The sequence below is a fragment of the Actibacterium pelagium genome (assembly GCF_002285415.1).
In the GTDB taxonomy this organism is placed as follows: domain Bacteria; phylum Pseudomonadota; class Alphaproteobacteria; order Rhodobacterales; family Rhodobacteraceae; genus Actibacterium_B; species Actibacterium_B pelagium.
This window is the reverse complement of record NZ_NSBU01000005.1, coordinates 24,346-48,434: the sequence shown is the minus strand read 5'-3', so window position 1 is coordinate 48,434 and position 24,089 is coordinate 24,346. Positions and strand designations below refer to the sequence as shown.

General features: G+C 57.6%; 28 protein-coding genes. 10 read left to right on the top strand and 18 right to left on the bottom strand.

The genetic code is table 11. The annotated features are described in order from the left end of the window. The 3 genes from CLM58_RS05265 to CLM58_RS05255 form a co-directional block, all read right to left on the bottom strand. Positions 1–759 (bottom strand): F0F1 ATP synthase subunit A, encoded by a 759-nt coding sequence (locus CLM58_RS05265; RefSeq protein ID WP_095594894.1) that lies wholly within the window; start codon positions 757–759, stop codon positions 1–3. Next, positions 749–1,096, bottom strand: coding sequence for an AtpZ/AtpI family protein (locus CLM58_RS05260; protein WP_095594893.1), 348 nt, complete (start codon positions 1,094–1,096; stop codon positions 749–751). Before CLM58_RS05260 ends, CLM58_RS05265 begins: the two co-directional genes overlap by 11 nt. A gap of 170 nt (positions 1,097–1,266) precedes the next feature. Beyond that, entirely contained in the window at positions 1,267–2,160 is an 894-nt protein-coding gene (locus CLM58_RS05255; protein ID WP_095594892.1) for a DMT family transporter, read from the bottom strand. Positions 2,161–2,301: 141 nt separating this feature from the next. Here CLM58_RS05255 and CLM58_RS05250 point away from each other — a divergent pair, with 141 nt between their 5' ends. Further along, positions 2,302–2,640 carry an ArsR/SmtB family transcription factor gene (locus CLM58_RS05250; protein ID WP_095594891.1) on the top strand — a complete coding sequence of 113 codons (339 nt, stop codon included), beginning with the start codon at positions 2,302–2,304 and terminating at the stop codon, positions 2,638–2,640. Here CLM58_RS05250 and CLM58_RS05245 read toward each other — a convergent pair. Beyond that, the gene (locus CLM58_RS05245; RefSeq protein WP_095594890.1) at positions 2,614–3,531 is read right to left on the bottom strand and encodes a LysR family transcriptional regulator; all 918 of its coding nucleotides are present in this window, start codon (positions 3,529–3,531) and stop codon (positions 2,614–2,616) included. The two genes, CLM58_RS05250 and CLM58_RS05245, sit on opposite strands and share 27 nt — an antisense overlap. 96 nt (positions 3,532–3,627) lie before the next feature. Here CLM58_RS05245 and CLM58_RS05240 point away from each other — a divergent pair, with 96 nt between their 5' ends. Continuing rightward, positions 3,628–4,209: an FMN-dependent NADH-azoreductase gene (locus CLM58_RS05240; protein WP_095595205.1), complete on the top strand. Its 582-nt coding sequence runs from the start codon at positions 3,628–3,630 to the stop codon at positions 4,207–4,209. A gap of 31 nt (positions 4,210–4,240) precedes the next feature. On the opposite strand, the gene CLM58_RS05235 is transcribed toward CLM58_RS05240, so the two are convergent. Continuing rightward, positions 4,241–5,044 (bottom strand): ABC transporter permease, encoded by an 804-nt coding sequence (locus CLM58_RS05235; protein WP_229666158.1) that lies wholly within the window; start codon positions 5,042–5,044, stop codon positions 4,241–4,243. A gap of 135 nt (positions 5,045–5,179) precedes the next feature. Here CLM58_RS05235 and CLM58_RS05230 point away from each other — a divergent pair, with 135 nt between their 5' ends. Further along, positions 5,180–5,746, top strand: a complete 567-nt coding sequence (locus tag CLM58_RS05230; protein WP_095595204.1) for a GcrA family cell cycle regulator — start codon at positions 5,180–5,182, stop codon at positions 5,744–5,746. Between the two features lie 118 nt (positions 5,747–5,864). Here CLM58_RS05230 and arsB read toward each other — a convergent pair whose 3' ends face one another. The 6 genes from arsB to CLM58_RS05200 form a co-directional block, all read right to left on the bottom strand. Then, positions 5,865–6,920, bottom strand: a complete 1,056-nt coding sequence (gene arsB / locus CLM58_RS05225) for an ACR3 family arsenite efflux transporter (protein ID WP_095594888.1) — start codon at positions 6,918–6,920, stop codon at positions 5,865–5,867. A gap of 53 nt (positions 6,921–6,973) precedes the next feature. Further along, positions 6,974–7,849, bottom strand: coding sequence for a glucose-1-phosphate thymidylyltransferase RfbA (gene rfbA / locus CLM58_RS05220; RefSeq protein WP_095594887.1), 876 nt, complete (start codon positions 7,847–7,849; stop codon positions 6,974–6,976). After that, entirely contained in the window at positions 7,849–8,700 is an 852-nt protein-coding gene (gene rfbD / locus CLM58_RS05215) for a dTDP-4-dehydrorhamnose reductase (RefSeq protein WP_095594886.1), read from the bottom strand. Before rfbD ends, rfbA begins: the two co-directional genes overlap by 1 nt. Then, complete coding sequence (gene rfbB / locus CLM58_RS05210) at positions 8,697–9,734, bottom strand: dTDP-glucose 4,6-dehydratase (protein WP_095594885.1); 1,038 nt, start codon at positions 9,732–9,734, stop codon at positions 8,697–8,699. The genes rfbD and rfbB overlap by 4 nt, the downstream gene beginning before the upstream one ends. After that, on the bottom strand, positions 9,731–10,291 hold the full coding sequence (gene rfbC, locus CLM58_RS05205; RefSeq protein ID WP_188720484.1) for a dTDP-4-dehydrorhamnose 3,5-epimerase: 561 nt from the start codon (positions 10,289–10,291) through the stop codon (positions 9,731–9,733). Before rfbC ends, rfbB begins: the two co-directional genes overlap by 4 nt. An 88-nt stretch (positions 10,292–10,379) precedes the next feature. After that, the gene (locus tag CLM58_RS05200) at positions 10,380–11,228 is read right to left on the bottom strand and encodes an SDR family oxidoreductase (RefSeq protein ID WP_095594883.1); all 849 of its coding nucleotides are present in this window, start codon (positions 11,226–11,228) and stop codon (positions 10,380–10,382) included. Positions 11,229–11,339: 111 nt separating this feature from the next. Between CLM58_RS05200 and CLM58_RS05195 the strand changes: the two genes are divergently transcribed. From CLM58_RS05195 to CLM58_RS05175, 5 genes are all read left to right on the top strand, one after another. Then, positions 11,340–12,824, top strand: a complete 1,485-nt coding sequence (locus CLM58_RS05195; RefSeq protein ID WP_095594882.1) for an AMP nucleosidase — start codon at positions 11,340–11,342, stop codon at positions 12,822–12,824. 151 nt (positions 12,825–12,975) lie between these two features. Continuing rightward, a complete protein-coding gene (locus CLM58_RS05190; RefSeq protein WP_095594881.1) occupies positions 12,976–13,263 on the top strand; it encodes an HU family DNA-binding protein in 288 nt (95 codons plus the stop codon). A gap of 78 nt (positions 13,264–13,341) precedes the next feature. Continuing rightward, positions 13,342–14,208, top strand: a complete 867-nt coding sequence (locus CLM58_RS05185; protein ID WP_095594880.1) for a DMT family transporter — start codon at positions 13,342–13,344, stop codon at positions 14,206–14,208. A 68-nt stretch (positions 14,209–14,276) separates the two neighbouring features. Beyond that, positions 14,277–14,990, top strand: a complete 714-nt coding sequence (locus CLM58_RS05180) for a cytochrome c biogenesis CcdA family protein (protein ID WP_095594879.1) — start codon at positions 14,277–14,279, stop codon at positions 14,988–14,990. Between the two features lie 12 nt (positions 14,991–15,002). Then, positions 15,003–15,413, top strand: a complete 411-nt coding sequence (locus CLM58_RS05175; protein ID WP_095594878.1) for a thioredoxin family protein — start codon at positions 15,003–15,005, stop codon at positions 15,411–15,413. On the opposite strand, the gene CLM58_RS05170 is transcribed toward CLM58_RS05175, so the two are convergent. Beyond that, complete coding sequence (locus CLM58_RS05170) at positions 15,410–16,354, bottom strand: AEC family transporter (RefSeq protein ID WP_095594877.1); 945 nt, start codon at positions 16,352–16,354, stop codon at positions 15,410–15,412. The genes CLM58_RS05175 and CLM58_RS05170 overlap by 4 nt on opposite strands. Beyond that, a complete protein-coding gene (aroC, locus tag CLM58_RS05165; RefSeq protein ID WP_095594876.1) occupies positions 16,354–17,460 on the bottom strand; it encodes a chorismate synthase in 1,107 nt (368 codons plus the stop codon). The genes CLM58_RS05170 and aroC overlap by 1 nt, the downstream gene beginning before the upstream one ends. Before the next feature lie 260 nt (positions 17,461–17,720). Between aroC and CLM58_RS05160 the strand changes: the two genes are divergently transcribed. Continuing rightward, positions 17,721–18,761, top strand: coding sequence for an aspartate-semialdehyde dehydrogenase (locus CLM58_RS05160; RefSeq protein WP_095594875.1), 1,041 nt, complete (start codon positions 17,721–17,723; stop codon positions 18,759–18,761). A 61-nt stretch (positions 18,762–18,822) separates the two neighbouring features. Here the strand turns inward: CLM58_RS05160 and CLM58_RS05155 are convergent, their stop codons facing one another. From CLM58_RS05155 to petA, 4 genes are all read right to left on the bottom strand, one after another. Next, positions 18,823–19,278: a c-type cytochrome gene (locus CLM58_RS05155; RefSeq protein WP_095595203.1), complete on the bottom strand. Its 456-nt coding sequence runs from the start codon at positions 19,276–19,278 to the stop codon at positions 18,823–18,825. Between the two features lie 179 nt (positions 19,279–19,457). Beyond that, positions 19,458–20,249: a cytochrome c1 gene (locus CLM58_RS05150; RefSeq protein ID WP_095594874.1), complete on the bottom strand. Its 792-nt coding sequence runs from the start codon at positions 20,247–20,249 to the stop codon at positions 19,458–19,460. Positions 20,250–20,266: 17 nt separating this feature from the next. Next, on the bottom strand, positions 20,267–21,592 hold the full coding sequence (locus tag CLM58_RS05145; protein ID WP_095594873.1) for a cytochrome b: 1,326 nt from the start codon (positions 21,590–21,592) through the stop codon (positions 20,267–20,269). 11 nt (positions 21,593–21,603) lie between these two features. Continuing rightward, positions 21,604–22,167: a ubiquinol-cytochrome c reductase iron-sulfur subunit gene (gene petA, locus CLM58_RS05140; RefSeq protein ID WP_095594872.1), complete on the bottom strand. Its 564-nt coding sequence runs from the start codon at positions 22,165–22,167 to the stop codon at positions 21,604–21,606. Between the two features lie 287 nt (positions 22,168–22,454). On the opposite strand from petA, the gene CLM58_RS05135 reads away from it, so the two are divergent. Further along, a complete protein-coding gene (locus CLM58_RS05135) occupies positions 22,455–23,111 on the top strand; it encodes an outer membrane protein (protein WP_095595202.1) in 657 nt (218 codons plus the stop codon). Between the two features lie 10 nt (positions 23,112–23,121). Here CLM58_RS05135 and CLM58_RS05130 read toward each other — a convergent pair whose 3' ends face one another. Then, complete coding sequence (locus tag CLM58_RS05130; protein WP_095594871.1) at positions 23,122–23,727, bottom strand: glutathione S-transferase; 606 nt, start codon at positions 23,725–23,727, stop codon at positions 23,122–23,124. Between the last annotated feature and the right edge of the window lie 362 nt (positions 23,728–24,089).

The window sequence follows — 24,089 nt, the reverse complement described above, 5'->3', positions numbered from 1 at the left end:
TTAGTGTGCCGGATGCAGTGCGTCCTTCAGGTACACACAGGTCAGAATTGTGAAAACGTAAGCCTGAATGAAGGCCACGAGGATTTCCAAGCCGTACATCGCGGTGATGGCAAGGACCGAAACCGGGCTGATCACAGAGATCGCGGCGAAGCCTGCGAAAACCTTGATAACCGCGTGGCCCGCCATGACGTTGCCAGCAAGACGGATCGAGTGGCTAACAGGGCGTACGAAGTAGGAAATCAGTTCGATGATCGCCAGGATCGGGCGCAGCGGCAGAGGCGCGCTGGAAACCCAGAACAGGGCGAGGAATTTGGTGCCGTTCTTTACGAAACCGACGACAGTCACGGTCAGGAAGACCGCCAGCGCCAGCACCACGGTGACCGCAAAGTGCGAGGTGGTGGTGAAAGACATCGGGATCAGACCGAGGAAGTTGGCCGAAACGATGAACATGAACAGCGTCATGATGTAGGGGAAGAAGCCAACCGCGTCTTTGCCGGCGACATCTTCAACCATTTTGTAGACAAAACCATAGGCCAACTCGGCAACCGACTGGGCGCGGCTTGGAACCATGGCGCGACCACGGGTACCCAGAACCAGAAGTGCGAAGATCGCCACAACGGCCAGCGCCATCCACAGCGTCACGTTGGTCGGAGTGAACAGACCAATGTTCTCGCCACCAAACAGCGGCTTCACAATGAACTGATCCATCGGGTGGAATACCAGGCCGCCTTCTTCTGCGCCTTGTGCTTCAGTCGCCATCGCGTGTCTCTTTCCCGTCCTTGCCGGCCGATTTGGCCTGCTGGTTCTTTTGTATCTCTTTGGCCGTTCGCAGCATGGTCTGAACACCCGCCGCAAGGCCGAAGAATATGAACAGCACCATCATCCAAGGTGTTGTGCCCAGAAGAGCATCCAACCCGAACCCGATGCCAAAGCCGATCCCCAGACCGGCTACAAGCTCTGTCACCATCCGCCAGGCCATGTTGGCTTGGGAATAATGGCTCTCCTGATGGGGCTTGTCGGGCTTGGCCGCGGTTTTAGCCGCCTCGATCCGCTGTTCGAGCTGCGCAAGCTGCTCTTTTTGTTCCGGATCGACCACTTTGAAGCCCCTGCAGGAAGTTGCGCGCAAACTAGTGTTAGGGGGCGCCATGAGTCAAGGTGCGATGTCGCACCGCAGAGATTAAATAAACCACTGAAAATAAACGTTATTTCTAAATATCGCGGAATGTCGCACCCACTTCGGCGCTCGACAAGCGCGGTTTTCCATATTCAACCATTTGGTTGATGGTTTCGAAGCAACCTGACCACGCGACCATCAATGAACAGCAAGCCAACAAAGATGATCGCCATTCCCAGCAGGTGAACCAACGTCAGTGTTTCATTCAGGATAAACACGCCCAACAGCACGGCAGAGATCGGTGCGACGAATGTGATGGTTGAGGCCGTGGTGCCCCCAACCCGCGGCACCAGCCAGTATAGGAGGATGAATGCGGCCGAGGTCAGGATCAGGCCGATCACAAGCAGAGAGGCCCAAGTCTCGACCCGGGTGATGGTTGGTACGCCTTCGCGGGCAAACGCGATCGGCAGAACCATCACCGTCGCAATCGTCAGAGACCAAGCGGTCATCAGAACTCGGTCAATACCTGCAAGGCTGCGCAGCAAGTTCATGGCGATGCCATAGCAGAAAGGCGAAATCATCGTTGCCAAAAGCGCCACGGGGGTCGAACTGCCCTCATCCGCCTGAACGTCCGGCAATGCCAACACGATGATACCGGCGAAGCCCAACGCGACGCCAAGGGACTTCAAACGGGTTGCACGCTCTCCGTCTGGCCAGAAGTGGCTGACGATCACCACCATGATTGGTGTCATCGCATTAATGATCCCGGCCGCGCTGGAGGTAATGAATTGCTGGGTGGCGGGATAAACGGTCAACGGCACCGCGTATTGGAACAGTCCAAACACCCCAAGACCCAGCCACATTCCGGCCGACACGCGCAAAGATCGCCGGGACAGGAAAATCCAAACCCAGCAGCCAAGTGCCCCGATCCCTACGCGACCGACGGATATCCACATCGGACCCAGCTCTCTCAGCAGGATCTCGTTGAAGAAAAAGGAAGAGCCCCAGGACAAACCCAGCAGCAAGATCAGCGCCCAGTTTAACATTGTGCCCCCAATTTGGCTCGAACCTGCCGACCCTATGGGCACGCGGGGCGAACCACAAATTCAAACTGCTTATGGTGGGGATCAAAGCGCGTGATAGGGCACTGCTTTCGCTTTTCGGCGCGCGGGGGTAGTCTGCCCGCCATGACAGGCCAACTCGACTCTATCTTTGCCGCACTGGCAGACCCGACCCGGCGGGCAATTCTGAACATGCTGTTGGAAGACGACATGGCCGTGACCGATGTTGCAGAGCCTTTCGATATCTCTCTGGCCGCAGTTTCGAAGCACCTGAGCATCCTGACCAAAGCCGGATTGATCAGTCAGGAAAAACGCGGACGGGTGAAATGGTGCAAGCTGGAACCCGACGCCATGAGAGAGGCGTCGGTCTGGATGCAGGGGTTCGGGCAGTTCGAACCCGTCAATCTGGACGCGTTCGAACGTTTTCTGGATGTCGAGCTACACGGCTTGGGCGACGGGGAGTGACGTACAATCCGTCGGCCACAGCTTGGCAGATTCCTTAAGCTTTGCGGTGAAGCTTTGCACTTTTGCGGTGCGATGCAGATCGACATGGGTCACCAACCAGATCTTGGTCGCCCACTCAGGTCTTGGCGGAAGAACCTGAACAAGGTCGTCCCGCTCTATTGCCTGCCAAATCGGCAACATGCCAATGCCTGCCCCCGCGATCACCGCCCCAAAGGCGTCGCGCAGATCGCTGACCCGAAAACGAACGTTCTGTGCCGGCACATGTTCCCGCATCCACTTGTAGAACAAAGCGCGATGGTTTTCCTCGGTCGGACCTATGAAGTTATGATGGACGTAATCCGCTTCGGTCGTAGGTATCCCATATTTCTCGGCATAGCTTTTGTGCGCGAACATGCCGGTGCACATGTCGCCCAGCCGCTGTACGATATTGTCCGGCTCCTTCGGCTGGTTCCCGGCGCGGATCGCCACGTGCGCCTCGCCATATTCAAGCCGGAAAACCCGCGTGTCCGTTAAAAAACGGACCTGAAGCTCTGGGTGTTCATGCTGATAGTCCGCCAACACCGGCACCAATAAAGAGGACAGCGTGCTGACAGAAGTCACCAGCAACTCTCCGGTCACAGCAGAGCCCTGCCCGCGCAAACGACCTGCTAGATGTGAAAACTGATCGGCCGTCGCTTGCGCCACCTGCAGCAGGTCCAACCCGGCCTCTGTTGCCGTGTACCCTCGGGCATGGCGTTGGAAAAGTTTCACACCCAAACGGTCTTCCAAAGAGTCGATATGCCGGATCACCGTCGCGTGGTGCACACCCAAAGCATCCGCCGCCCCGCTGACGGTTCCAAGCCGTGCGACTTGATACGCTGTTCTGACCTCATCCCAGTTGTCAAAATCCATATGTGCAAATCCCAACATAAACGGTTTCAAATCGCAGATTGAGTTTGTTTTTGCAGATGCGCATCTACGGGTCAACGAATTTGAATGGAGACCACCATGACCACCACAGCTCTTCACATCGACGCCTCGGCCCGCAAAGCCGACTCTGTGACCCGCAAATACACCCAGAAGGTTTTGGACCGCCTGAACCCGCAAACCGTCCTGACCCGCGATCTGGCTCAAACTCTGCCTTTCATCGACGAAGAGTGGGTCGGCGCGAACTTCACCCCGGTGGACGAACGTACGGACCAACAGAAAGCCAAGCTGGCCCTATCGGATGAGCTGATCGCAGAGCTGAAAGCCGCCGACGTGGTCGTGATCGGCCTGCCGCTGTACAACTTCAGCCTTCCCGCAAGCCTGAAAGCCTGGATTGACCTGATTGCCCGTGCTGGTGTGACGTTCCAGTACACCGAAAGCGGCCCCAAAGGCCTGCTGGAAGGGAAGCGCGCAATCGTCGTTGCGGCGTCTGGCGGTGTTCCGGTCGGTTCGCCGGTCGACTTTGCAACCGGCTACATTCGCCACGTTCTGGGCTTTGTCGGCATCACCGAGGTAGAGATCATTGCCGCCGACCAGATGGCGGTTGACGCAGAAGCCTCTATCGCGCGTCTCGAAGCAGACGTGCAAGCCCTGGCCGCTTAAGATTTACGCTCGCGCCTTCGGGCGCGAGACCTTACGGCTTCAGCCGGTACCCTGTGCGCAGCCAGTACCAGCTGAGGCCACACACCACCCCACAAGACAACAGACAAACGGTCAGCCCCAACCAAGGAGAGCTGTCCGATGCGCCGATCATCCCGAAACGGACCCCGTCAATAAGGTAGAAGATCGGATTGAAGTGGGTTGCGATCTGCATCGCTTCTGGCAGGCGCTCAATCGAATAGAACGTGCCGGACAGGAAAGACAGCGGTGTCACCACGAAATTGGTGATAGCGGCCATCTGGTCGAATTTCTGCGCAACGATCCCGGCAAGAATGCCAAGCCCGCCCAAAAACACCGATCCAAGAAGCGTAAAGACCAACGCCCAGATTGGATGCGCCAAAGGCAGACCAAGCACGACGATCAAGACACCGGAAATCGCCACCGCTACGAACAAGCCACGCGCGACTGCTCCGGCAAGATAGCCCAGCATCAGCTCGAACGGCGACAAGGGCGGCATTAAGGTATCAACGATGTTGCCCTGCACCTTCGCGATCATGATCGAACTGGACGTATTGGCAAAAGCATTCTGGATGACGGTCATCATCAGGATACCGGGTGCAAGAAAATGCAGGAACGGCACGCCCATGACCGGGGCACGGTTGCTTCCGAAGGCTAACGAAAACACCGCCAGAAACAGCCCAGCGGTGACCAGCGGGGCGGCCAAGGTTTGGCTCCACACCCCCAGAAACCGGCGAATCTCGCGCCACGACAAAGTGTATAGGCCAAGCCAGTTGATCTTTCCGAAACGACGCTCGGCGACACCTGTTGAATTCTGCACTTTGAACCCCAAATTCCTTGTTCCGCTAACCCGCTTGTAACCCAACCGGTCAAACGATTAGAATAGGGTGCTATAAGAATTCTCAAGAGGGCTGCGCCAAATGGCATGCCGGCCCTGCTCAGCCAAGGAAACCATATGTCCTGGACAGAAGAACGCGTCGAGACGCTTAAAAAGATGTGGGGAGAGGGGCAATCGGCCTCTCAGATCGCCAAGGAACTGGGTGGCGTGACCCGCAACGCCGTGATCGGCAAAGTGCACCGCTTGGGCCTGTCGAATCGCGCGACCTCGACCACGGCGAAAACCGCCAAGGAAAAACCCGCAGCCAAGGCTGAAGCTCCGGCGAAACCCGCGCCCAAGCCGAAGGCAGAGCCGAAGGCGGAAAAGCCGGCCGCTGCCGCGCCCGCGACCACTCCGGCCGTGCGCAAGCAGATCATCCCTGCGGGCCAGCCCCTGCCGCCGCAGCCTTCTGCGAACGAGATCAGCCCCGAGGCACTGGCCACAGTGCGCGAAGTCGAGAAGGGCGCCAAAAAGCTGTCGCTGATGGAACTGACCGAGCGCACCTGCAAATGGCCGATCGGTGACCCCGCCACAGACGAATTCTGGTTCTGCGGCCTGTCCGTGCAGCAAGGCAAACCTTATTGCGAAGCGCATGTGGGCGTGGCCTTCCAGCCAATGAGCTCGCGCCGCGACCGTCGTCGCTAAGGCTTAACGCTGATACGAATGAAGACGCCGCCCCACTTGGGCGGCGTTTCTTGTTTGACGAGTCAGGTTTCCGTCGTTCTGGGCAGGTTGACCCGTTTGGACAGTTCCCACTTCCATCCTACTCGGACGGGAACCAATGCCGGGTTTTGTTGGCAAAGGCCACCAAGGATAGCATCACCGGCACCTCGACCAGAACACCAACAACCGTTGCAAGCGCGGCGCCGGAACCCAGTCCAAACAGGCTAATTGCCACGGCCACGGCCAGCTCAAAGAAGTTCGAGGTCCCGATCAACGCACACGGAGCCGCAACTTTGAAGGGTACCCTCCAAGCCCGCGCCGCGGCATAGGCCAGAAAGAAGATGCCATAGGACTGGATCAACAATGGAACCGCGATCAGCATGATGACCAGCGGACTTTCCAGTATGACCTCTCCTTGAAATGCGAAAAGCAGCAAAACGGTTACAAGCAACCCAATGACAGAGAATGGCTGAACGAGGGCCTTGAAGGCGTCCACCGCAGCCTCACCGCCCCGCTGTACAAGCCGTTTTCGCGTGAAATACCCGGCCAGAAGTGGTGCCATCACATACAGCAGCACTGACAACAACAGCGTATCCCAAGGCACAACAATGTCCGTTACGCCCAGAAGGAAGGCCACGATGGGCGCAAATGCGAAGACCATAATGACGTCATTCACACTTACCTGAACCAAGGTGTAAGTGGGGTCGCCTCGTGTAAGATTGGACCAGACAAAGACCATAGCCGTACAGGGCGCCGCGCCCAACAGGATCACACCCGCCAGATAGGCCTGTGCGTCATCTGGCGGGATCAGGCCGGCGAACACGTAGTTGAAGAAAAGCACCCCCAAAGCGGCCATGGTGAAAGGCTTGATCAGCCAGTTCACGATCAAGGTGACAATCAATCCCTTTGGTCTGTCACCAATCTGTCGCAAAGCACCGAAATCGACGCCGACCATCATTGGATAGACCATCGCCCAAATCAAAACGGCAACGGGCAGGTTCACCGAAGCAACCTCTAACGAGGCGAGGAAACCGAACAAGTTCGGGAACAGATTCCCAAGAAGAACACCCGCCCCGATGGCCAGTGCCACCCAGACAGAGAGCCAGCGTTCAAATGTGCCAAGGCCAGATTCAGCCGGGAGAGTTCTTTCAGTCATGATGCTCTTTCAACAACTAAAGGGCTATTTCGGTGATCCGTGGTTTGCGCAGATTATTCGCGCAAAAGCCCACTTAGATAATCGCCATAGTCGTTCTTCTTGAACTTCTCTGCCCGCTTACGAAGTTCGTCGCGCGAAACCCAGCCCTTTTCGAATGCGATCTCGTCCAGACAACCCGATTGCATGCCCTGCCGCGTGGTCAGAGTGCGCACGAAGTTTCCGGCATCCAGAAGGCTGCCATGAGTGCCCGTATCCAACCAGGCGTAGCCGCGGCCCATCCGCTCCACGTTCAAGGAGCCCTCATGTAGATACATTTCAAGCAGGGTCGTAATTTCCAGCTCACCACGCGCAGACGGCTGGACCTGCTTCGCGCGTTCCGGGGCTTTGCCGTCAAGAAAATAGAGGCCCGTCACCGCATAGTTCGACGGAGGCACCCTGGGCTTTTCGATGATTTGGGTTGCCTCGCCATCGGCATTGAACGCAACCACCCCGTATCTTTCGGGATCGGCCACGTGGTAACCGAACACGGTCCCGCCTTCGGACAGGTCTCCGGCGCGTTGCAGCACCTCGGGCAAACCGTGGCCAAAGAAGATATTGTCACCCAGAACCATGGCCGATGGCGCCCCATCCAAAAAGTCTTCGGCCAGAATATAGGCCTGTGCCAAACCGTCTGGCGAGGGCTGGATGATCCATTCAAATGTCAACCCCCATTGCGAGCCATCTCCTAGCAGGCGCTGGAACTGAGACTGATCGTCCGGGGTGGTGATGATCGCGATCTCGCGGATGCCGGCCAGCATCAGCACCGAGATCGGATAATAGATCATCGGCTTGTCGTAGATCGGCAGCAGCTGTTTCGAGATGCCCATGGTGATCGGATACAGACGCGTACCGGACCCGCCCGCCAGAATGATGCCTTTACGTTGTGCCATCAGATCACCTGCAATTCTTTCAAAATACACCCGACACCAGCCGCCCAATCGGGCCGCTGGATGTCAAAATCCGTCTCTATCCGACGGCAATCCAATCGAGAATTCAATGGCCGTTTCGCGGGGGTCGGATAGTCACTGGACAGGATATCGGTAACGGTCACCTTGCGCCCCGCCTGCCGAAAAATCTCTGTCGCGAAATTGGCCCAACTTACATCGGGGGCACCCGAGAAATGATAGATCCCCTGCCCGCCTTGTCCGGCAACCATCGACTTTGCCATTTCAACCAATGCTGAAGCGATTTCTGCCGCCGGGGTTGGGCCGCCGATCTGATCGGCCACGATACTTAATGCATCGCGGGTTTCAGACAGCCGCAACATGGTCTTCAGAAAATTGTTGCCATGTGCGGAAAACACCCAGCTGGTTCTAAGAATTGCGTGGCGACCGCCCGCAGCCTCGACCGCGCGCTCGCCCGCCAGCTTGGTCCAGCCATAGGCCCCAAGCGGCGCAACCGGATCGTCGACAGAACGGGGCTGCTCGCCAGACCCGTCGAACACGTAATCCGTCGAGATATGCAGGAAGGGGATGTTCTTGACGGCGCAAGCTTCGGCCATGGCACCGGGGGCCTGACCATTAATCAGCGCGGCAGTCGCCTCATCCTCTTCTGCCTTGTCGACCGCCGTGTAGGCTGCGGCGTTGATGACAACGTCAACCTCTGCGCCTTGGATGGCCGCAACACAGACCTCTGGATTGGTCAAATCGGCCTGATCCCGGCCAAGGTAAACAGCATCCGGTAAAAGCCTGTGCAGCTCTTGAGCCACTTGGCCGGTCTTCCCAAAAACCAAAGCCTTCATGCGACACCCAATCGCTTGCCAACCCCGTCGCGATCCAGCAGCGGACGCCACCAGTCTTCGTTTGCCAGATACCATTCGACAGTTTTGCGCAGCCCTTCTTCCACCGTCACAGAAGGGCGCCAGCCCAATTCCGTCCGGATGCGTGTCGGGTCAATTGCGTATCTTTGATCATGGCCGGGGCGGTCCGTCACGAAGATAATCTGGTCAGCATAAGGCGCTTCGCCCGGGCGCAGTTCATCCAGCAGGGTACAGATGGTGCGGACAAGGTCGATGTTCTTCGCCTCATTCTCGCCCCCGATATTATAGGTGCGACCGACCTCTCCCTTTTCGATCACGGTCAGCAGCGCGTCGGCGTGATCTTCAACATAAAGCCAGTCGCGGATGTTCGAGCCGTCGCCGTAAACCGGGATCGGTTGCCCGGCTAGAGCCTTCAAAACCACGACCGGAATCAGCTTTTCGGGGAAGTGATAGGGCCCATAATTGTTCGAACAATTGGTCACCAATATCGGCAGGCCATAGGTCTCTGCCCATGCACGCACCAGATGATCACTGCTGGCTTTTGAGGCCGAATAGGGAGAGCGCGGATCGTAGGGTGTTTCTTCGGTGAACATGCCCGTTTCGCCAAGTGATCCATAGACCTCGTCGGTCGAAATATGGTGGAAGCGGAAGCTTTCTGGTTGGCCTTTTTCCATCCAATAGCCACGCGCGGCTTCCAGCATGTTGTAGGTGCCGGTCACGTTGGTCTCGATGAAATCACCCGGCCCGTCGATAGACCGATCCACATGACTTTCGGCGGCCAAATGCATGACCACGTCAGGCTGGTGTTTCGCGAACACGCGATCCAGCACCGCGCGGTCGCGGATATCGGCTTGTTCAAACGCATAAAGAGGGCTGTCGGCCACGGGTGCAACGTTCTCAAGACAAGCAGCGTAGGTCAGCGCATCCAAATTGACCACCTCATACCCGCGCGCCACTGACAGCCGCACCACGGCTGAACCAATGAACCCGGCCCCACCGGTTACCAGAATCTTCATTCTGCACCCTCCCAGAAGAAAGGACTGTCGAAATCAGAAAGGGGTTGGGCCGCTTCATCCTTTTCAGACAAGATGGCGTTGCCCACATCCCCCCAATCGATGCCGCAACTGTCCCAACGGACCGCCCCGTCGCATTCCGGCGCGTAATAGTCGGTGCATTTATAGATGATCTCGGTATCCGGCTCGCGCGTGATGAACCCGTGCAGAAAACCGGCCGGAATCCACAACTGCTTGCCATTCTCAAAGCTAAGCTCTTCCCCGACCCATTGCCCGTAGGTCGGAGAACCCTTGCGCACATCCACAGCAACATCGAACAAACGACCCTTGCCACAACGTACCAGCTTGCCCTGTGCATGTGGCGGTGACTGGAAGTGCAAGCCCCGGACCGTTCCGACCTCGCGTGAAAGCGAGTGGTTGTCCTGAACAAATTCGATCTCTAGCCCCGCATCTGCCAGAACCTTCTTGTTCCAGCTTTCCGAGAAGAACCCCCGATGGTCGCCAAAGCGGCGTGGTATGAGAAGCTTCACACCGGGCAGGATCGTATTTTGAATATCCACGAAGAGCCTCGTCTTGCTTAAATTAGGGCATTGCTTACCAACAGGGCTAGCGTCTGTCATCCAACAAGACGTTAAAGGTCACAGGGGATTATGTCGTCTCCAACCTCAAAAGCGACTGCAAACCCGCGCGATAGTCCGGGTACAGCAGCTCGACCCCCAGCTCTTGCTTGATGCGGTCATTCCGGACCTTTTTTGATTCAGCATAGAAACTACGTGCCATCGGGGTCATCTCAGCCTCTTCAAAAGAAACTTCAGGCGGAATGGGAACGCCCAATAGCTCTGCCGCATAGCCGATCACATCTTGGGGCGGGGCCGGATCGTCGTCGCAGACGTTATAGGCAGCACCGGGGTTTGGCCGGTTGATCGAGGCCCAGATAACCTGCGCAATGTCATCTACATGGGTGCGCGAGAACACCTGCCCCTCTTTGATGATACGGCGGGCCGTGCCTTTACGCACCTTTGCAAAAGGGCCGCGGCCCGGTCCGTAGATACCTGCAAGGCGGAAAATATGTAGCGGCAGGCCAAGCTCTGCCCACGCGGCTTCGGCCGCAACCCGTCGCTGACCGCGCACGGTTGAGGGGGTCAGGGGCGTAGCTTCATCCACCCAGCCCCCGTCATGGTCGCCATATACGCCGGTCGTCGACAGATACCCCACCCATTCCAGATGGCTGGCCGCCTGCAAATCCTCGGCCATTTCAGAAAGAATCGGGTCGCCGTCTTTCCCCGGGGCGATCGACATCAAAAGATGAGTGGCGCGGCCTAGGTCTGTGCGAAGGTCCTCACCCGGCCAGACCCGGGTCTCGACATTTCGTTTGGACAAGGCATCGGCCTTTTCCTGGCTCCGCGTTGTCGCGATCACGTGCCAATCATTGGGCAGCAGCCTTGCCAGCGCCTGCGCGGAATACCCATGACCGAGAGAAAGAAGTGTTTTTGTCATACTCGCACTATCCGGTGCCGCTAAGTCAGGTGCAAGCGCGTGGAATGGCCACTGGTCAAATCGCTATGTTAGCGCTTAAATCGTAGGCAACTTATAACGGACAGGCTTTTCATGACTGCAGTACCTTCGGAATTTTCAATCGAAACCCCCACAGTCCCAGAGGCAAAGACCTTCACGGACGCAAAAGAGGCGGTCAGCTATCTTCAGGCCATCTATTCCGAAAGTACCACTTTCCTACGGGACAAATTTCGACAAGCGCTGAGTGGCGATATTCCATCCGCCCGCTATCGCGCCTTTTACCCCGAGGTCCGAATCACAACGACCAGCTTTGCCACAATCGACAGCCGACTAAGCTTTGGCCACGTTGCAGAACCCGGAACCTATGCGTCGACAATCACGCGCCCGGACTTGTTTTCGAATTATCTGAAACAGCAGATCGGCCTTCTTCTCAGCAACCACGGGGTACCGGTCACCATTGGCCCGTCCAAGACACCGATCCCGGTGCACTTTGCCGTGGCGTCCGATCAGGATCTAACAGTCCCGCAAGAAGGTGCGCTGGACCTGCCATTGCGCGATCTCTTTGATGTGCCGGACCTGTCGACCACCCATGATGACATCGTCAACGGTTTCGGCTTCCGCTACCCCGATGGCGCCCATGCACTGGCACCCTTTACGGCGCAACGGATCGACTATTCCTTGGCGCGCCTTCAGCACTACACCGCGACGTCGGCCGAGCATTTCCAGAACCACGTCCTGTTCACGAACTACCAGTTCTACGTGGAAGAGTTCGAAGCCTATGCCCGAGAGGCCCTTGCCGATCCCAATAGTGCATACAATTCATTCGTCGGCCCCGGGAATGCTGAGATTACGACCCGTGACGCACATCTGCCGACCCCGACGAAATTGCCACAGATGCCAACCTATCACCTGAAGGCCCCCAATGGCGCAGGGATCACGCTGGTCAATATCGGTGTCGGCCCCTCGAACGCCAAGACCGCAACCGATCATATCGCGGTGCTGCGTCCGCATGCGTGGCTGATGGTCGGACATTGTGCGGGGCTGCGGAACTCGCAATCGCTTGGTGATTTCGTTCTGGCACATGCTTACCTGCGCGAAGACCACGTACTGGATGATGACCTGCCGGTCTGGGTGCCGATCCCGCCGCTTGCCGAAATCCAGATCGCTTTGGAAGAGGCCGTGGCCTCGGTCACCGAACTCAGCGGCTATGACCTGAAACGGATAATGCGAACCGGCACCGTCGCCACGATCGACAACCGAAACTGGGAACTGCGCGAGACATCTGGCCCCGTTCAGCGCCTGTCACAGTCCCGCGCCATTGCGCTGGATATGGAAAGCGCCACCATCGCCGCGAATGGCTTCCGATTCCGGGTCCCCTACGGCACGCTGCTTTGTGTCTCGGACAAACCTTTGCATGGCGAATTGAAGTTGCCCGGCATGGCAAGTGACTTCTATAAGACGCAGGTTGCCCGTCACCTGTTGATCGGGATTCGCGCGATGGAAAGCCTGCGAGAGATGCCGTTGGAACGGCTTCACAGCCGGAAATTGCGCAGCTTCGAGGAAACAGCCTTCCTGTAAGCGACGTAACCCACCACAAAATGCACAAAAGCCTTATTTTTATGACACAAAACATTGTGTCTGATCGCAAGATAAAGTTAGAGTGGCGCTCATAAACCCCAAATGGGGTCTTACTAGCCCCGACAGGGGGTGATTCTGAGGAGATAAATACATGGCTAAACCCCTGACCAAGACACAGCTGGTTGCTGCTCTGGCAGAAGAAATGGGCGCCGACAAGAAAGCGGCTTCGGCTGCTCTGGACGCGATCACCGGCGTGATCACCAAGGAAGTTTCCGGCGGTGGTGCCGTGACCCTTCCGGGCGTTGGCAAAATCTACTGCCGTGAGCGCCCCGAGCGTATGGTTCGCAACCCGGCCACCGGCGAGCAGATCAAGAAAGAGGCGGACAAGGTCGTCAAAATGACCATCGCCAAAGCGCTGAAAGACAGCGTGAACGGCTAAGGCCGCAGGGGCTTGTCCCCGCCAAAAATTACAATAGGGTCGCCTTCGGGCGGCCCTTTTCTTTTTCACGAGGTTCCTTTGGATTTCCGATCACTCATTCTGGGGCTGAGCTTTGCGCTCTTCTGGTCCTCGGCTTTCACCTCGGCCCGCGTCATCGTGGAATATGCGCCGCCGCTCTTGTCACTTTCGTTGCGCTTTTTCGTGTCCGGCCTTCTGGGCCTGTTGATCGCCTGGGCCTTGGGACAAAGCTTTCGACTAAGCCGGGAACAATGGCGCGCCACGATTGTCTTCGGGATTTGCCAGAATGCCCTCTATCTGGGCCTCTTCTTCGTCGCGATGCAAACGGTCGAGGCCTCTCTGGCCGCGATCATCGCATCCTCTATGCCACTGATCGTCGGCTTGTTTGGCTGGCTGTTCCTGAAACAACGCCTGCCGCTGCTTGGATTGGTTGGTCTTGTCGCAGGTTTGGGTGGCGTTGCTGTGATCATGGGCACGCGACTGTCCGGGGGCGTTGATCTGGCTGGAATTGCCTACTGTGTCATTGGCGTTCTGGCGCTGTCCATCGCAACACTTTCAGTTCGGGGGGCCAGCTCTGGCGGGAACCTGATCACGGTCGTTGGCCTGCAGATGCTGGTCGGCGGGGCCTGCCTTCTGGTCGCGGGCCTGATTCTGGAAGAGCCCACCTTCACCCCAAGCTGGCAGTTGGGCGTTGCCTTCGTCTATACGACGCTGGTCCCCGGCCTTACTGCGACGATCATCTGGTTTGTTCTTGTTGGCCGGATCGGCGCCGTCAAAGCGGCAACCTATCACTTTTTGAACCCCTTCTTCGGCGTCGCCATCGCTGCCGTTTTGCTTGGGGAAAAGATGGGGTTCTACGACATCCTTGGGGTAGTGATCATCACGTTCTCGATCCTTGCCGTGCAGCTTTCAAAGCAACAAAACTGACGGTTAAGTGATCGGTTGTAAGCCGATGTTGGGTGACTTTTCGGGTTCCCCACGCCAATTTCCGACCCATGGATATCGTCCTTGGATATTTTGCGGGCCTGCTGACCCTGATCAATCCCTGCGTTCTGCCGGTGTTGCCGATCGTTCTGGCCACGGCCATTCAGGCGCACAAGCTGGGCCCCGTCGCCATTGCCGCCGGGATGAGCACATCTTTCGTCGCGCTTGGCATGCTGCTCAGCGTCGCGGGCCGAAGCCTTGGCGTAACCGAGGAAACCATCGCCCAAGGCGGCGCGATCCTGATGGTCGGTTTCGGCCTGATCCTTCTGGTTCCGCGCTTTTCGACCCAATTCGCCACGGCGACCGGCAGTCTGGCAAGCGGCGCCGACGACCAACTTGACCGCATCGACCGCTCTGGCCTGCAGGGTCAGTTCCTTGGCGGGATGCTGCTTGGCGCGGTCTGGAGCCCATGCATCGGCCCGACCCTTGGCGGTGCGATCTCATTGGCCAGCCAAGGTGAAAGCCTTCTGTTCGCCACCACGATCATGATCAGCTTCGCGCTTGGCGTCTCGACCATCATCCTTGCCCTTGGCTATGGCGCGCGGTCTGTAATCCAGAAACGACAGGCCATGTTGCGCAGCTTTGCCAGCAAATCGCGTCCGATCATGGGGGCCATCTTCGTGGCCGTCGGTCTCGCGATCCTCTTCCAACTTCACAAGATCATTGAAATCTGGGCGCTCGAAGTTCTGCCCCCGTGGCTCATCGATCTGTCCGTCGCCATTTAAAAGGAGACCCAAATGAACCGTCGCGACTTTTTCGCCCTAACCGGTGCCGCCGCTGTTACCCTGCCGATGCCCGCTTGGGCATCGCTGGAATACAGAGACGGCCTTGTAAAACAGCATCTTGCGAAAGGTGAAACCGTCTTCGTTGATTTCAAAGCCAGCTGGTGCAGCACTTGCGCCGCGCAGGAACGTGTTATCAATGCGTTGAAAAAAGAGAACCCGGCCTACGAGAAATCGGTGACTTTCATTGATGTGGACTGGGACAACTACGGCAACAGCGCCCTTGCGCGAGAGCTTAATATTCCACGCCGCTCGACCCTTGTTGTCCTGCGTGGTGACCAAGAGTTGGGCCGAATCGTCGCTGGAACATCGAAGAAAGACATCAAGGCACTGATGGACACGGCCCTCGCCGCGGCCACCGCCTAAGAGACGATTGCAAGAACGACGCTAAGAGACACGAAGGACATCGCCGTCGCCCCCAGAAGTGCAAGCGAGGCCAGACCTTCGTGTCCCGATTCCTGTGCAATCACGACCCAAGTTGTGAACATCGGCATCGAGGTTGTCAGGATCAAAATCGCCCACATGTCCGGGCTGATCGAAAGGCCCGCTGACATCAGGATAAGCGCGATGCCTGCCGTCACCAAAGGGTGAATGACAAGCTTGCCCACCACGATTTGTGCGGCCAGTAACAGATTGCCTTTGGGCGACAATCCGACCAGCGATCCACCTATCACCACAAGCGCAACAGGCGCTGCTGAAACGGCAAGCATTCCTGTCAAACGGGTCAGTGGCTCTGGCACCGGCAGACCGGCCGCCGAGACAGCCAAGCCCACGATCAATCCGATGACGAATGGGCGACGCAGCAGCGTTCCAAAAGCTCCTGCGATCCTGCGCCCGACCGAACTGCTTTCCCCGCCGCTATGTGCAAGCTCGATCAGAATCAGACAGGCCGGGATGATCAGGATGTTTTCCACAAGGAAGTTCATCGCCAAGGCGACACCCGCAAGATCGGGATAGGCAAGCAGCAGGATCGGGTACCCGACAAAGCCCGAGTTCGGGCAGGTCGATCCCATCGCGGCAATCGCGCGACGGTTGGGACCGGTCCGTGTCAGACCAAGAAACCCAAAAACCAGCAGCAATGTTGCGAAGCCGCCCAAGGCAAAGGCCAGCATGTACCCCGGATTGATAACGTCAGTGATTGGGCGCGTCGCAACCGTGTTGAACAGCAAGCCTGGCAGCGCGATGTTCATCACGTATTTGCCCAAGACCCGCGTGTCAGAGGCTTTGAACACCTCATAGCGCGTGACGACGTATCCCAATCCGATCAGGGCAAAGATTGGAAATGTGATCCCGAAGATACCGAGCATCAGCCGATCTTACCGGGCAGCTCCTCGCCGACCTGTCCGCGGTTCAGCAGCAGGTGATCCAAGATCACGCAAGCCATCATCGCCTCACCAACCGGAACCGCGCGAATACCGACGCAAGGATCGTGACGACCCTTGGTGATAATCTCTGTCGGCTCTCCGGACTTGGTGATCGTCTTGCGCGTGGTCAGGATCGACGACGTTGGCTTCACTGCAAAACGAACGACTACATCCTGTCCGGTGGAAATCCCACCCAGAATGCCGCCCGCGTGGTTCGAGCTGAAGACCGGCTTGCCGTCATTGCCCATGAAGATTTCGTCGGAATTCTCGACGCCGGTCAGGGCCGCGGCATCCATGCCCTCGCCAATTTCGACGCCTTTGACGGCGTTGATGCTCATCATCGCGGCGGCCAGATCGGTGTCCAGCTTGCCGTAGACCGGCGCGCCAAGTCCGGCGGGAACGCCGCGCGCCACAACTTCGACCACGGCACCAACAGAGTTGCCGTCCTTGCGCAGCTGATCCAGATACTCGGCCCAGTCAGCCGCTGCCGCTGCGTCCGGTGTCCAGAACGGGTTCTGGTCGATCTGGTCCCAGTCAAAGTTGTCGCGGTTGATCTTGTGCGGTCCGATCTGGGTCATGTAGCCCTTGATCTGGATGCCCGGCACCAGTGCCTGCAGCGCATTGCGTGCAACACCACCCGCCGCAACCCGCGCTGCGGTTTCCCGTGCAGAAGACCGCCCCCCGCCGCGATAGTCACGGATCCCGTATTTCTGCCAGTACGTGATATCGGCGTGACCCGGGCGGAATTTCTCGACGATGTCGCCGTAGTCCTTCGACCGCTGATCGGTATTCTCGATCATCAATTGGATCGGGGTACCCGTTGATTTGCCCTCGAACACACCGGACAGGATTTTCACCTGATCGGGTTCGCGGCGCTGAGTGGTGAACTTGTTCTGGCCCGGCTTGCGTTTGTCCAGCCAGACCTGCAGGTCCTCTTCGGCCACTGGCACACCCGGAGGGCACCCATCAACCGTCGCACCAAGCGCTGGACCGTGGCTTTCGCCCCAAGTCGTTACACGGAAAAGATGGCCGAAACTGTTCATGCTCATAGTGCGGGCTCCTTTGATGGTCGGCTTAGCCGCCTGCCCCGGGTAACGCAAGTCTATTGCCCTTATAGGTCAATGCTGCTAAGCGGCATTCCATGTTCGCAATGATGATCACCAAGACCACCACAAAGACCACCGCCACGGCGGGGCTTTTTGGTGTGCGCGCGATCTAGATCGAACGAAACCCGAAACGCCCCGCCGAAGACGGACGGGGCCAATCGGAAATGCCAGCGTCCGCTTCCTTCAAAACCAAGGACTGACCCATGCTGGACCAAAACCCACCCGCGCAATTGCCCGCCAATCCCAACGTTGCCATCGTTGGCTCCACTGGGGCTGTTGGCGTTGAACTACTGAACACCCTTGCCGCGCGCGGCTTTCCGTTGGCGAACCTGAAACTGCTGGCCTCGGCCCGGTCTGCAGGCAAAGAGGTATCGTTCAACGGCGGCACCCTGATCGTGGAAGAACTGTCCGAGAACAGCTTTGACGACGTGCACGTCGCCTTCTTCTCGGCGGGTGCGACCCTGTCCCGCAAATTCGCGCCAATTGCTGTGGCGGCCGGTGCGCTGGTGGTCGACAACTCCTCGGCCTTCCGCATGGATCCAGATGTGCCGCTGGTCGTGCCAGAAGCCAATGCCGCCGCCATGTCGGGCCACGCAGGTGTCGTGGCAAACCCGAACTGCGTTGCCGCCATCGCAACCGTTGCTTTGGCCCCGCTGCACAAGGCTTTCAACATCCAGCGACTGAACCTTGCAACCTATCAGGCCGCCAGTGGCGCCGGTGCGGCAGCGATGGAAGAGCTGCGCCAAGGCACCCAAGCCTATCTGAACGGTGACGACTTCCAGCCAGAGGTTCTGCCGCATCCCTATGCGTTCAACTTCTTCAGCCACAATGCCGATATCGAAGACAACGGCTATAACGGCGAAGAAAACAAAGTGATCGCCGAGGTTCGCCGCATCATGGAGCGCCCCGCCCTGCCCATTGGCGTGACCTGTATCCGTGTTCCGATCCTGCGGGCACACGGCATGGCCATCAGCATCGAATTCGACCAGCCAGTCAGCCCCGAACAAGCCCGCGCCCTGTTGCAAGATGCACCGGGTGTGAAACTGGTGGATGACCGCGAGGCGAATTACTTCCCCATGCCCGTCGATGCCAGCGGTCAGGAAGATGTTCTAGTGGGACGCATTCGCGAAGATCTGGGCGATCCTTCCGGGCGCTCGCTTTCGATCTTTGTCGTGGGCGACCAGCTCTTGAAAGGCGCGGCCCTGAACGCGGTTCAGATCGCCGAGCAATTCCTGCCGGCCTAATCCCCAAAGAAAAGCACCGCCCGATGAAGGGGCGGTGCTTCCAGAATTCTTACGCCAACACTTAGTTGGTGGTGGCTTCCTCTGCCGCCTCGGGGGCGGGCTGCAGGCTGTAGAGATAGGCAAACACATCACGTGCGTCTTGCTCTTTCTTGACCTTCAGGCTCATCTTCGAGCGGCCTTTCTGGCCAGCGGCTTCCGACAGGTACTTGGACGGATCCGCCAGGAAGGCAACCATGTTGTCTTCGGTCATGATGACACCGGCTTCAGCCGCTGCCGCAGCAACTTTCGAATATTTGAAGTCCTGCTGACCAACTGCGCCACCGGCGATGCCATACAGGTTCGGACCGGTTTTCGCGGCTTTACCGGCAAGGGTCTCGCCCTCGTCGTTTTTCACGACGTGGCAGGACACGCATTTCTTGAATGCTTTTTCACCGGCAGTTGCGTCCCCGGTGGGGGTCTCAGCAAACGCCGGCGCGGCCAGCAATGCGGTGACGGCAAAAGCGACAGTAAACTTCATCGGGGCTTCCTCCAAAAGAATCGATTTGAACGACAATGTAGAGGCCTTGTGGGCTTTTGACATGCGCGAATTTGGCGCATTCAGTAACGTCAAGCAGGGACATTGGTATCATTTCCCTACCCAAACGCGAAAGCGCGCCCCGAAGGACGCGCTTTGCTATTGTTTGAATGCCTAGAAGCTTACTGCTTGGCAGCGGCTTTCACCGGCTTCCAGATCCGCTTGTTGGTCATGTACAGCAGAGCCGACAGCAGGATCAGGATGATAACACCCTTCAGACCAGCTTCTTTCCGAGCCATCATCTTCGGCTCGGCGGCCCACATCAGGAAGGCAGCAGTGTCTTCCGACATGTGGTGCAGATCGTTCGAGTGACCATCGTCAAAGTCTACGTCTTCACCTACCAGCGGCGGAGCCATGGCAATCCAACCACCCGGGAAGGCGGTGTTTTCGTAAAAGACGGTACCTGCTTCCTCTTTCTCTTTGCCGGTGTACCCGGTCAGGATCGAGGCGATGTACTCGGCGCCACCCATGCCTTTGAACAGCTGGTTAAGACCCAGACCCGCAGGACCAGAGAAACCAGCACGTGCCTTGGCCATCAAAGACAGATCCGGTGCGCTTTCCAGGTTGGAAGCGCCGAACTTGTCTGCCGGGGTTGAAGTGCGGAAATCGTCGATCGCGGGATCGAAGGTTTCGAACTGCGCGGCGAAGGCTTTGACCTGATCGGCGGGAAGGTGGGGACCACCCTCATCGCCCAGGTTGCGGTACGCGACGTATTTCAGGCCGTGACAGGCCGAGCAAACCTCGGTGTAGACCTTCAGGCCGCGCTGCAGCTGGTTTTCGTCGAACTTGCCGAAGGGACCTTCGAACGAGAACGAGAAGTCTTCGATGTGCTGCTCGCTGCTACCGGCGGCGATTGCGCCACCCGTGGTCAGGGCCAGAGCGACGATCGCGGATGTTGTGATACGCTTGATCATTGTTCCTAGAACCTTTCTCACTCAGCCGGGGTCGCGTCGGACTTGCCGTACTTGGCTTTGAAGTCATCTTCGATGGTCTCGACTTCGGCTTCCGGGGTTTCCAGCACGCCCAGAAGCGGCAGGATGACCAGGAAGTAAGCGAACCAGTAGGTCGCACCGATCAGCGAGATGGTCGAATAGGGCGGCTCGGCAGGCATCGCACCCGCCCACATCAGGACGATGAAGTCGATGCACAGCAGGCGGAACCACCACTTGAACATCGGGCGGTAAACACCCGAACGGGTCGACGAGGTGTCCAGCCACGGCGCCAGCGCCATAACTGCAATCGCGCCGAACATCGCCAGAACGCCGAAGAACTTGGCGTCGATGATGCCCGCAGTGATGAAGCTTGCGAACTGAACGGCCCAGACGTCAGCGGTGAACGCACGCAGGATCGCGTAGAACGGTAGGAAGTACCATTCCGGAACGATGTGCGACGGGGTCGCCAGCGCGGTCGCCTCGACATAGTTGTCGGGGTGGCCAAGGTAGTTCGGCATGAAGCCTACGATTGCGAAGAACACAACCAGGACAACGGCCAGAGCGAAGAAGTCCTTGATCACGAAGTAGGGCCAGAACGGAACGGTGTCCGCTTGCGCTTCTTTCTTCGAGGTACGGCGCACTTCAACACCGGTCGGGTTGTTGTTGCCGGTGTGGTGGAACGCCCAGATGTGGACGATGACCAGACCTGCAATCACGAAGGGCAGCAGATAGTGCAGAGAGAAGAAGCGGTTCAGAGCCGGCTGGCCCACAGCGCTTGCGCCCAGCAGCCAGGTCTGGATCGATTCACCGATGAACGGGATCGCGCCAAACAGGCCGGTGATAACAGCTGTACCGTGGAACGACATCTGACCCCAAGGCAGTACGTAGCCCATGAAGGCGGTGCCCATCATCACCAGATAGATCAGCATACCGATGATCCAGGTGACTTCGCGGGGAGCCTTATACGACCCGTAGAACAGGCCGCGGAAGATGTGTGCGTAAACCGCAACAAAGAACAGCGATGCGCCGTTCATGTGGACATAGCGGATCATGTGACCGCCATTCACGTCACGCATGATGTGCTCGATCGAGGCAAAGGCCAGATCAACATGCGGGGTGTAGTGCATTACCAGAACGATACCGGTGATGATCTGCAGCGCCAGGCAGAATGCCAGAACGATGCCCCAGATCCACATCCAGTTCAGGTTCTTCGGTGTGGGGATCATCAGCGTGTCATACAACAGGCCAACGATCGGAAGGCGTTTATGCAGCCATTTTTCCGCGCCCGACTTGGGCTCGTAATGGTCGTGAGGAATTCCAGACATCAGACGCTCCCTTAACCGAGTTGAATGGTTGTTTCGTTGACGAAGGAGGCAACCGGAACCGGCAGGTTCTCGGGCGCCGGGCCTTTGCGGATACGGCCAGCAGTGTCGTAGTGCGAACCGTGGCAGGGGCAGAACCAACCGTGGAAGTCGCCTGCGCCGTCACCCAGAGGCACGCAGCCAAGGTGCGTACACAGACCCATCATCACCAGCCATTCGCCGTTCTCGTCCAGCGCGCGGTTCGCGTCGGATGCATCGGCGGTTTCGGCGATGTTACCGTTACGGGCAACGGGGTCGATCAGCTCGGACAGCTCAACAGCGTTGGCTTCTTCGATTTCTTCGGCGGTACGACGGCGGATGAACACCGGCTTACCCTGGAACATGACGGTCAGCTGAGTACCTTCGGCAACGTCTGCGACGTCAACTTCGATGGACGACAGCGCCAGAACGTCAGCGCTTGGGTTCATCTGGTTGACCAGCGGCCAGACAGCGGCACCAGTGGTGACGGTGGCTGCGCCAGCGGTTGCGAAGTACAGAAAATCGCGGCGTGTGCCTTCGTGGTCTTCTGCGTGGGACACGAGATATCTCCCTTCCTTTGCCGGAAAAGTCCGGACGGCATAGAATTTCGAGCCGCAGGGGGACCGCAGCCTTACGCGCGGGTCTTAGCGGCAGAGTCCTCTCAGGTCCAGCGGTCATTGATACACACAACGTCGCAGGTGTTGATTTTTTGCAGGGAAAACACAGTTTAAGCACAGTATTTGTGTTCTGAATTCATTGTGCAGGCTGTTTGGTTGTCCTTTTCGTCAGGATTTGGCATGCTGCAACTGCGGAATTTTGGTTCATCACCAGTTTGTCGGAGCTTACGATGAAAAAGTACCTTTTGCCCCTCGTCGCCGGCCTTTTGGCTGCCAGCCCTGCTCTCGCTGAATGGGAGCTTAGCTTCTATACCGGCACGCAATCCGCACCGCATAGCGGTCTTGACGGGGCAATCGGAGAAGATGATGGCGCAATTCCCATCGATATTAACGTCGGTTGGGATGGTAAATCCTTTGAAATGCCGCCCTATTATGGCTTCCGTGCCGTTAACTGGCGCAACGATCGGATCGGCTTCGGTGTCGATTTCAACCACGCCAAAGTTTATGCCGACGACGATTCTCTGGCAGCGGGCGGCTTTGACCGCCTCGAGTTTACCGACGGTCATAACATCCTGACCGCGAATGTCTTTTACCGCTGGAAGCAAGACAGCCGTCGATACACCCCATATGTCGGCGCGGGTATCGGCGCTGCGATTCCGCATGTCGACATCACCCACGGCGACAACCGTACCTTCGGCTATCAGTTGACCGGCCCGGCTGTGCAGTGGGTTGCAGGGGCCAGCTATGCGCTGAACGACCGCTGGTCGATCTTTGGTGAGTACAAAGGGACTTATTCGCAAAACAAGGTCGAACTTGATGGCGGTGGGGAACTGGAAACCGACATTATCACCAACGCGTTGAACGTTGGTGTCAGCCTGAATTTCTGATCAAGGGCCCTTAACTGGGCACAGATGATAGCATCGAGTCGCGCCGACTGAAGGTTTCATACCAATCGGCGAGTTTCGGGTTGTCGGGCCGCCAATCCCGGTCCGGCAAGCGGAAATCGATGTAGCCCAGCGCACAGCCAGCCGCGATTTGCCCGATGTCCAGCGGCCCGTTGAGATGGGTCATCCATTGCTGCGATAGCAACGCCAGCGCACGCTCGATCTTGCCCCAATACCCCTCAATAATATCGGCAGAGCGATGCTGGGGGTCTCTTAGTCTGTCCTCATAGACCATCAGCAATGCCGAATCGAGAATTCCGTCCCCAGTTGCCTCAAGCGTGAGGCTATCCCACAGCTTTGGCGCTTGCGGATACAGACCGGCCCCAGCCCTTTCGTCCAGATATCTCGTTATGACCCGGCTGTCGTAAATCGCGCGACCGTCTTCCAGCAGCAATGTCGGCAGTTTGCCCAAGGGATTCTTGTCTAGTGGCAAATCTCCTGGATCAACCGGTGTTCCGTATACCGGCAGGATCTCTACATCAGAGGTCTGTCCGGTCTCGGCCAGAACCACCATGACCTTGCGCACAAATGGAGAAGTCACTGCGTAGAAAAGCTGCATCGTTAATCCCAATCCTTCCAGAGAAGGCCAGCTTAAGGGCCATGGCCTTCATTTGGAAAACGGTTTTCTAGCTCGCAAAGCGAATCACGCTAGGGCTCACTGAATTCAGGCAGTTCAGGGGCAAATTGTTTCCAAAATATCTACAAATCTGACCAATTGGCCCAACATTAGATTTTCAACCTTTCAAAACATATACTTTTGGTTACCAGCCTCTTTTACTGTTGGACTGACGGGCTGCCGAGGTGAAGTATGACTGTACTAAGTAATTTTAAACAGTTCTGCTTTTATTACCAAAGAGAGAGTGGTTGCCCGAAATTTCTCAGGTAACAGTTGGCGGTAGGTGCGTGACCTGCCGCCTTCTC

Coding starts and splice junctions, on each gene's coding strand:
- CLM58_RS05265 (WP_095594894.1), bottom strand. CDS start 759: ATGGCGACTGAAGCACAAGGCGCAGAAGAAGGCGGCCTGGTATTCCAC.
- CLM58_RS05255 (WP_095594892.1), bottom strand. CDS start 2,160: ATGTTAAACTGGGCGCTGATCTTGCTGCTGGGTTTGTCCTGGGGCTCT.
- CLM58_RS05250 (WP_095594891.1), top strand. CDS start 2,302: ATGACAGGCCAACTCGACTCTATCTTTGCCGCACTGGCAGACCCGACC.
- CLM58_RS05245 (WP_095594890.1), bottom strand. CDS start 3,531: ATGGATTTTGACAACTGGGATGAGGTCAGAACAGCGTATCAAGTCGCA.
- CLM58_RS05240 (WP_095595205.1), top strand. CDS start 3,628: ATGACCACCACAGCTCTTCACATCGACGCCTCGGCCCGCAAAGCCGAC.
- CLM58_RS05230 (WP_095595204.1), top strand. CDS start 5,180: ATGTCCTGGACAGAAGAACGCGTCGAGACGCTTAAAAAGATGTGGGGA.
- arsB (WP_095594888.1), bottom strand. CDS start 6,920: ATGACTGAAAGAACTCTCCCGGCTGAATCTGGCCTTGGCACATTTGAA.
- rfbA (WP_095594887.1), bottom strand. CDS start 7,849: ATGGCACAACGTAAAGGCATCATTCTGGCGGGCGGGTCCGGTACGCGT.
- rfbD (WP_095594886.1), bottom strand. CDS start 8,700: ATGAAGGCTTTGGTTTTTGGGAAGACCGGCCAAGTGGCTCAAGAGCTG.
- rfbB (WP_095594885.1), bottom strand. CDS start 9,734: ATGAAGATTCTGGTAACCGGTGGGGCCGGGTTCATTGGTTCAGCCGTG.
- CLM58_RS05200 (WP_095594883.1), bottom strand. CDS start 11,228: ATGACAAAAACACTTCTTTCTCTCGGTCATGGGTATTCCGCGCAGGCG.
- CLM58_RS05195 (WP_095594882.1), top strand. CDS start 11,340: ATGACTGCAGTACCTTCGGAATTTTCAATCGAAACCCCCACAGTCCCA.
- CLM58_RS05190 (WP_095594881.1), top strand. CDS start 12,976: ATGGCTAAACCCCTGACCAAGACACAGCTGGTTGCTGCTCTGGCAGAA.
- CLM58_RS05180 (WP_095594879.1), top strand. CDS start 14,277: ATGGATATCGTCCTTGGATATTTTGCGGGCCTGCTGACCCTGATCAAT.
- CLM58_RS05175 (WP_095594878.1), top strand. CDS start 15,003: ATGAACCGTCGCGACTTTTTCGCCCTAACCGGTGCCGCCGCTGTTACC.
- CLM58_RS05170 (WP_095594877.1), bottom strand. CDS start 16,354: ATGCTCGGTATCTTCGGGATCACATTTCCAATCTTTGCCCTGATCGGA.
- aroC (WP_095594876.1), bottom strand. CDS start 17,460: ATGAGCATGAACAGTTTCGGCCATCTTTTCCGTGTAACGACTTGGGGC.
- CLM58_RS05160 (WP_095594875.1), top strand. CDS start 17,721: ATGCTGGACCAAAACCCACCCGCGCAATTGCCCGCCAATCCCAACGTT.
- CLM58_RS05155 (WP_095595203.1), bottom strand. CDS start 19,278: ATGAAGTTTACTGTCGCTTTTGCCGTCACCGCATTGCTGGCCGCGCCG.
- CLM58_RS05150 (WP_095594874.1), bottom strand. CDS start 20,249: ATGATCAAGCGTATCACAACATCCGCGATCGTCGCTCTGGCCCTGACC.
- CLM58_RS05145 (WP_095594873.1), bottom strand. CDS start 21,592: ATGTCTGGAATTCCTCACGACCATTACGAGCCCAAGTCGGGCGCGGAA.
- CLM58_RS05135 (WP_095595202.1), top strand. CDS start 22,455: ATGAAAAAGTACCTTTTGCCCCTCGTCGCCGGCCTTTTGGCTGCCAGC.
- CLM58_RS05130 (WP_095594871.1), bottom strand. CDS start 23,727: ATGCAGCTTTTCTACGCAGTGACTTCTCCATTTGTGCGCAAGGTCATG.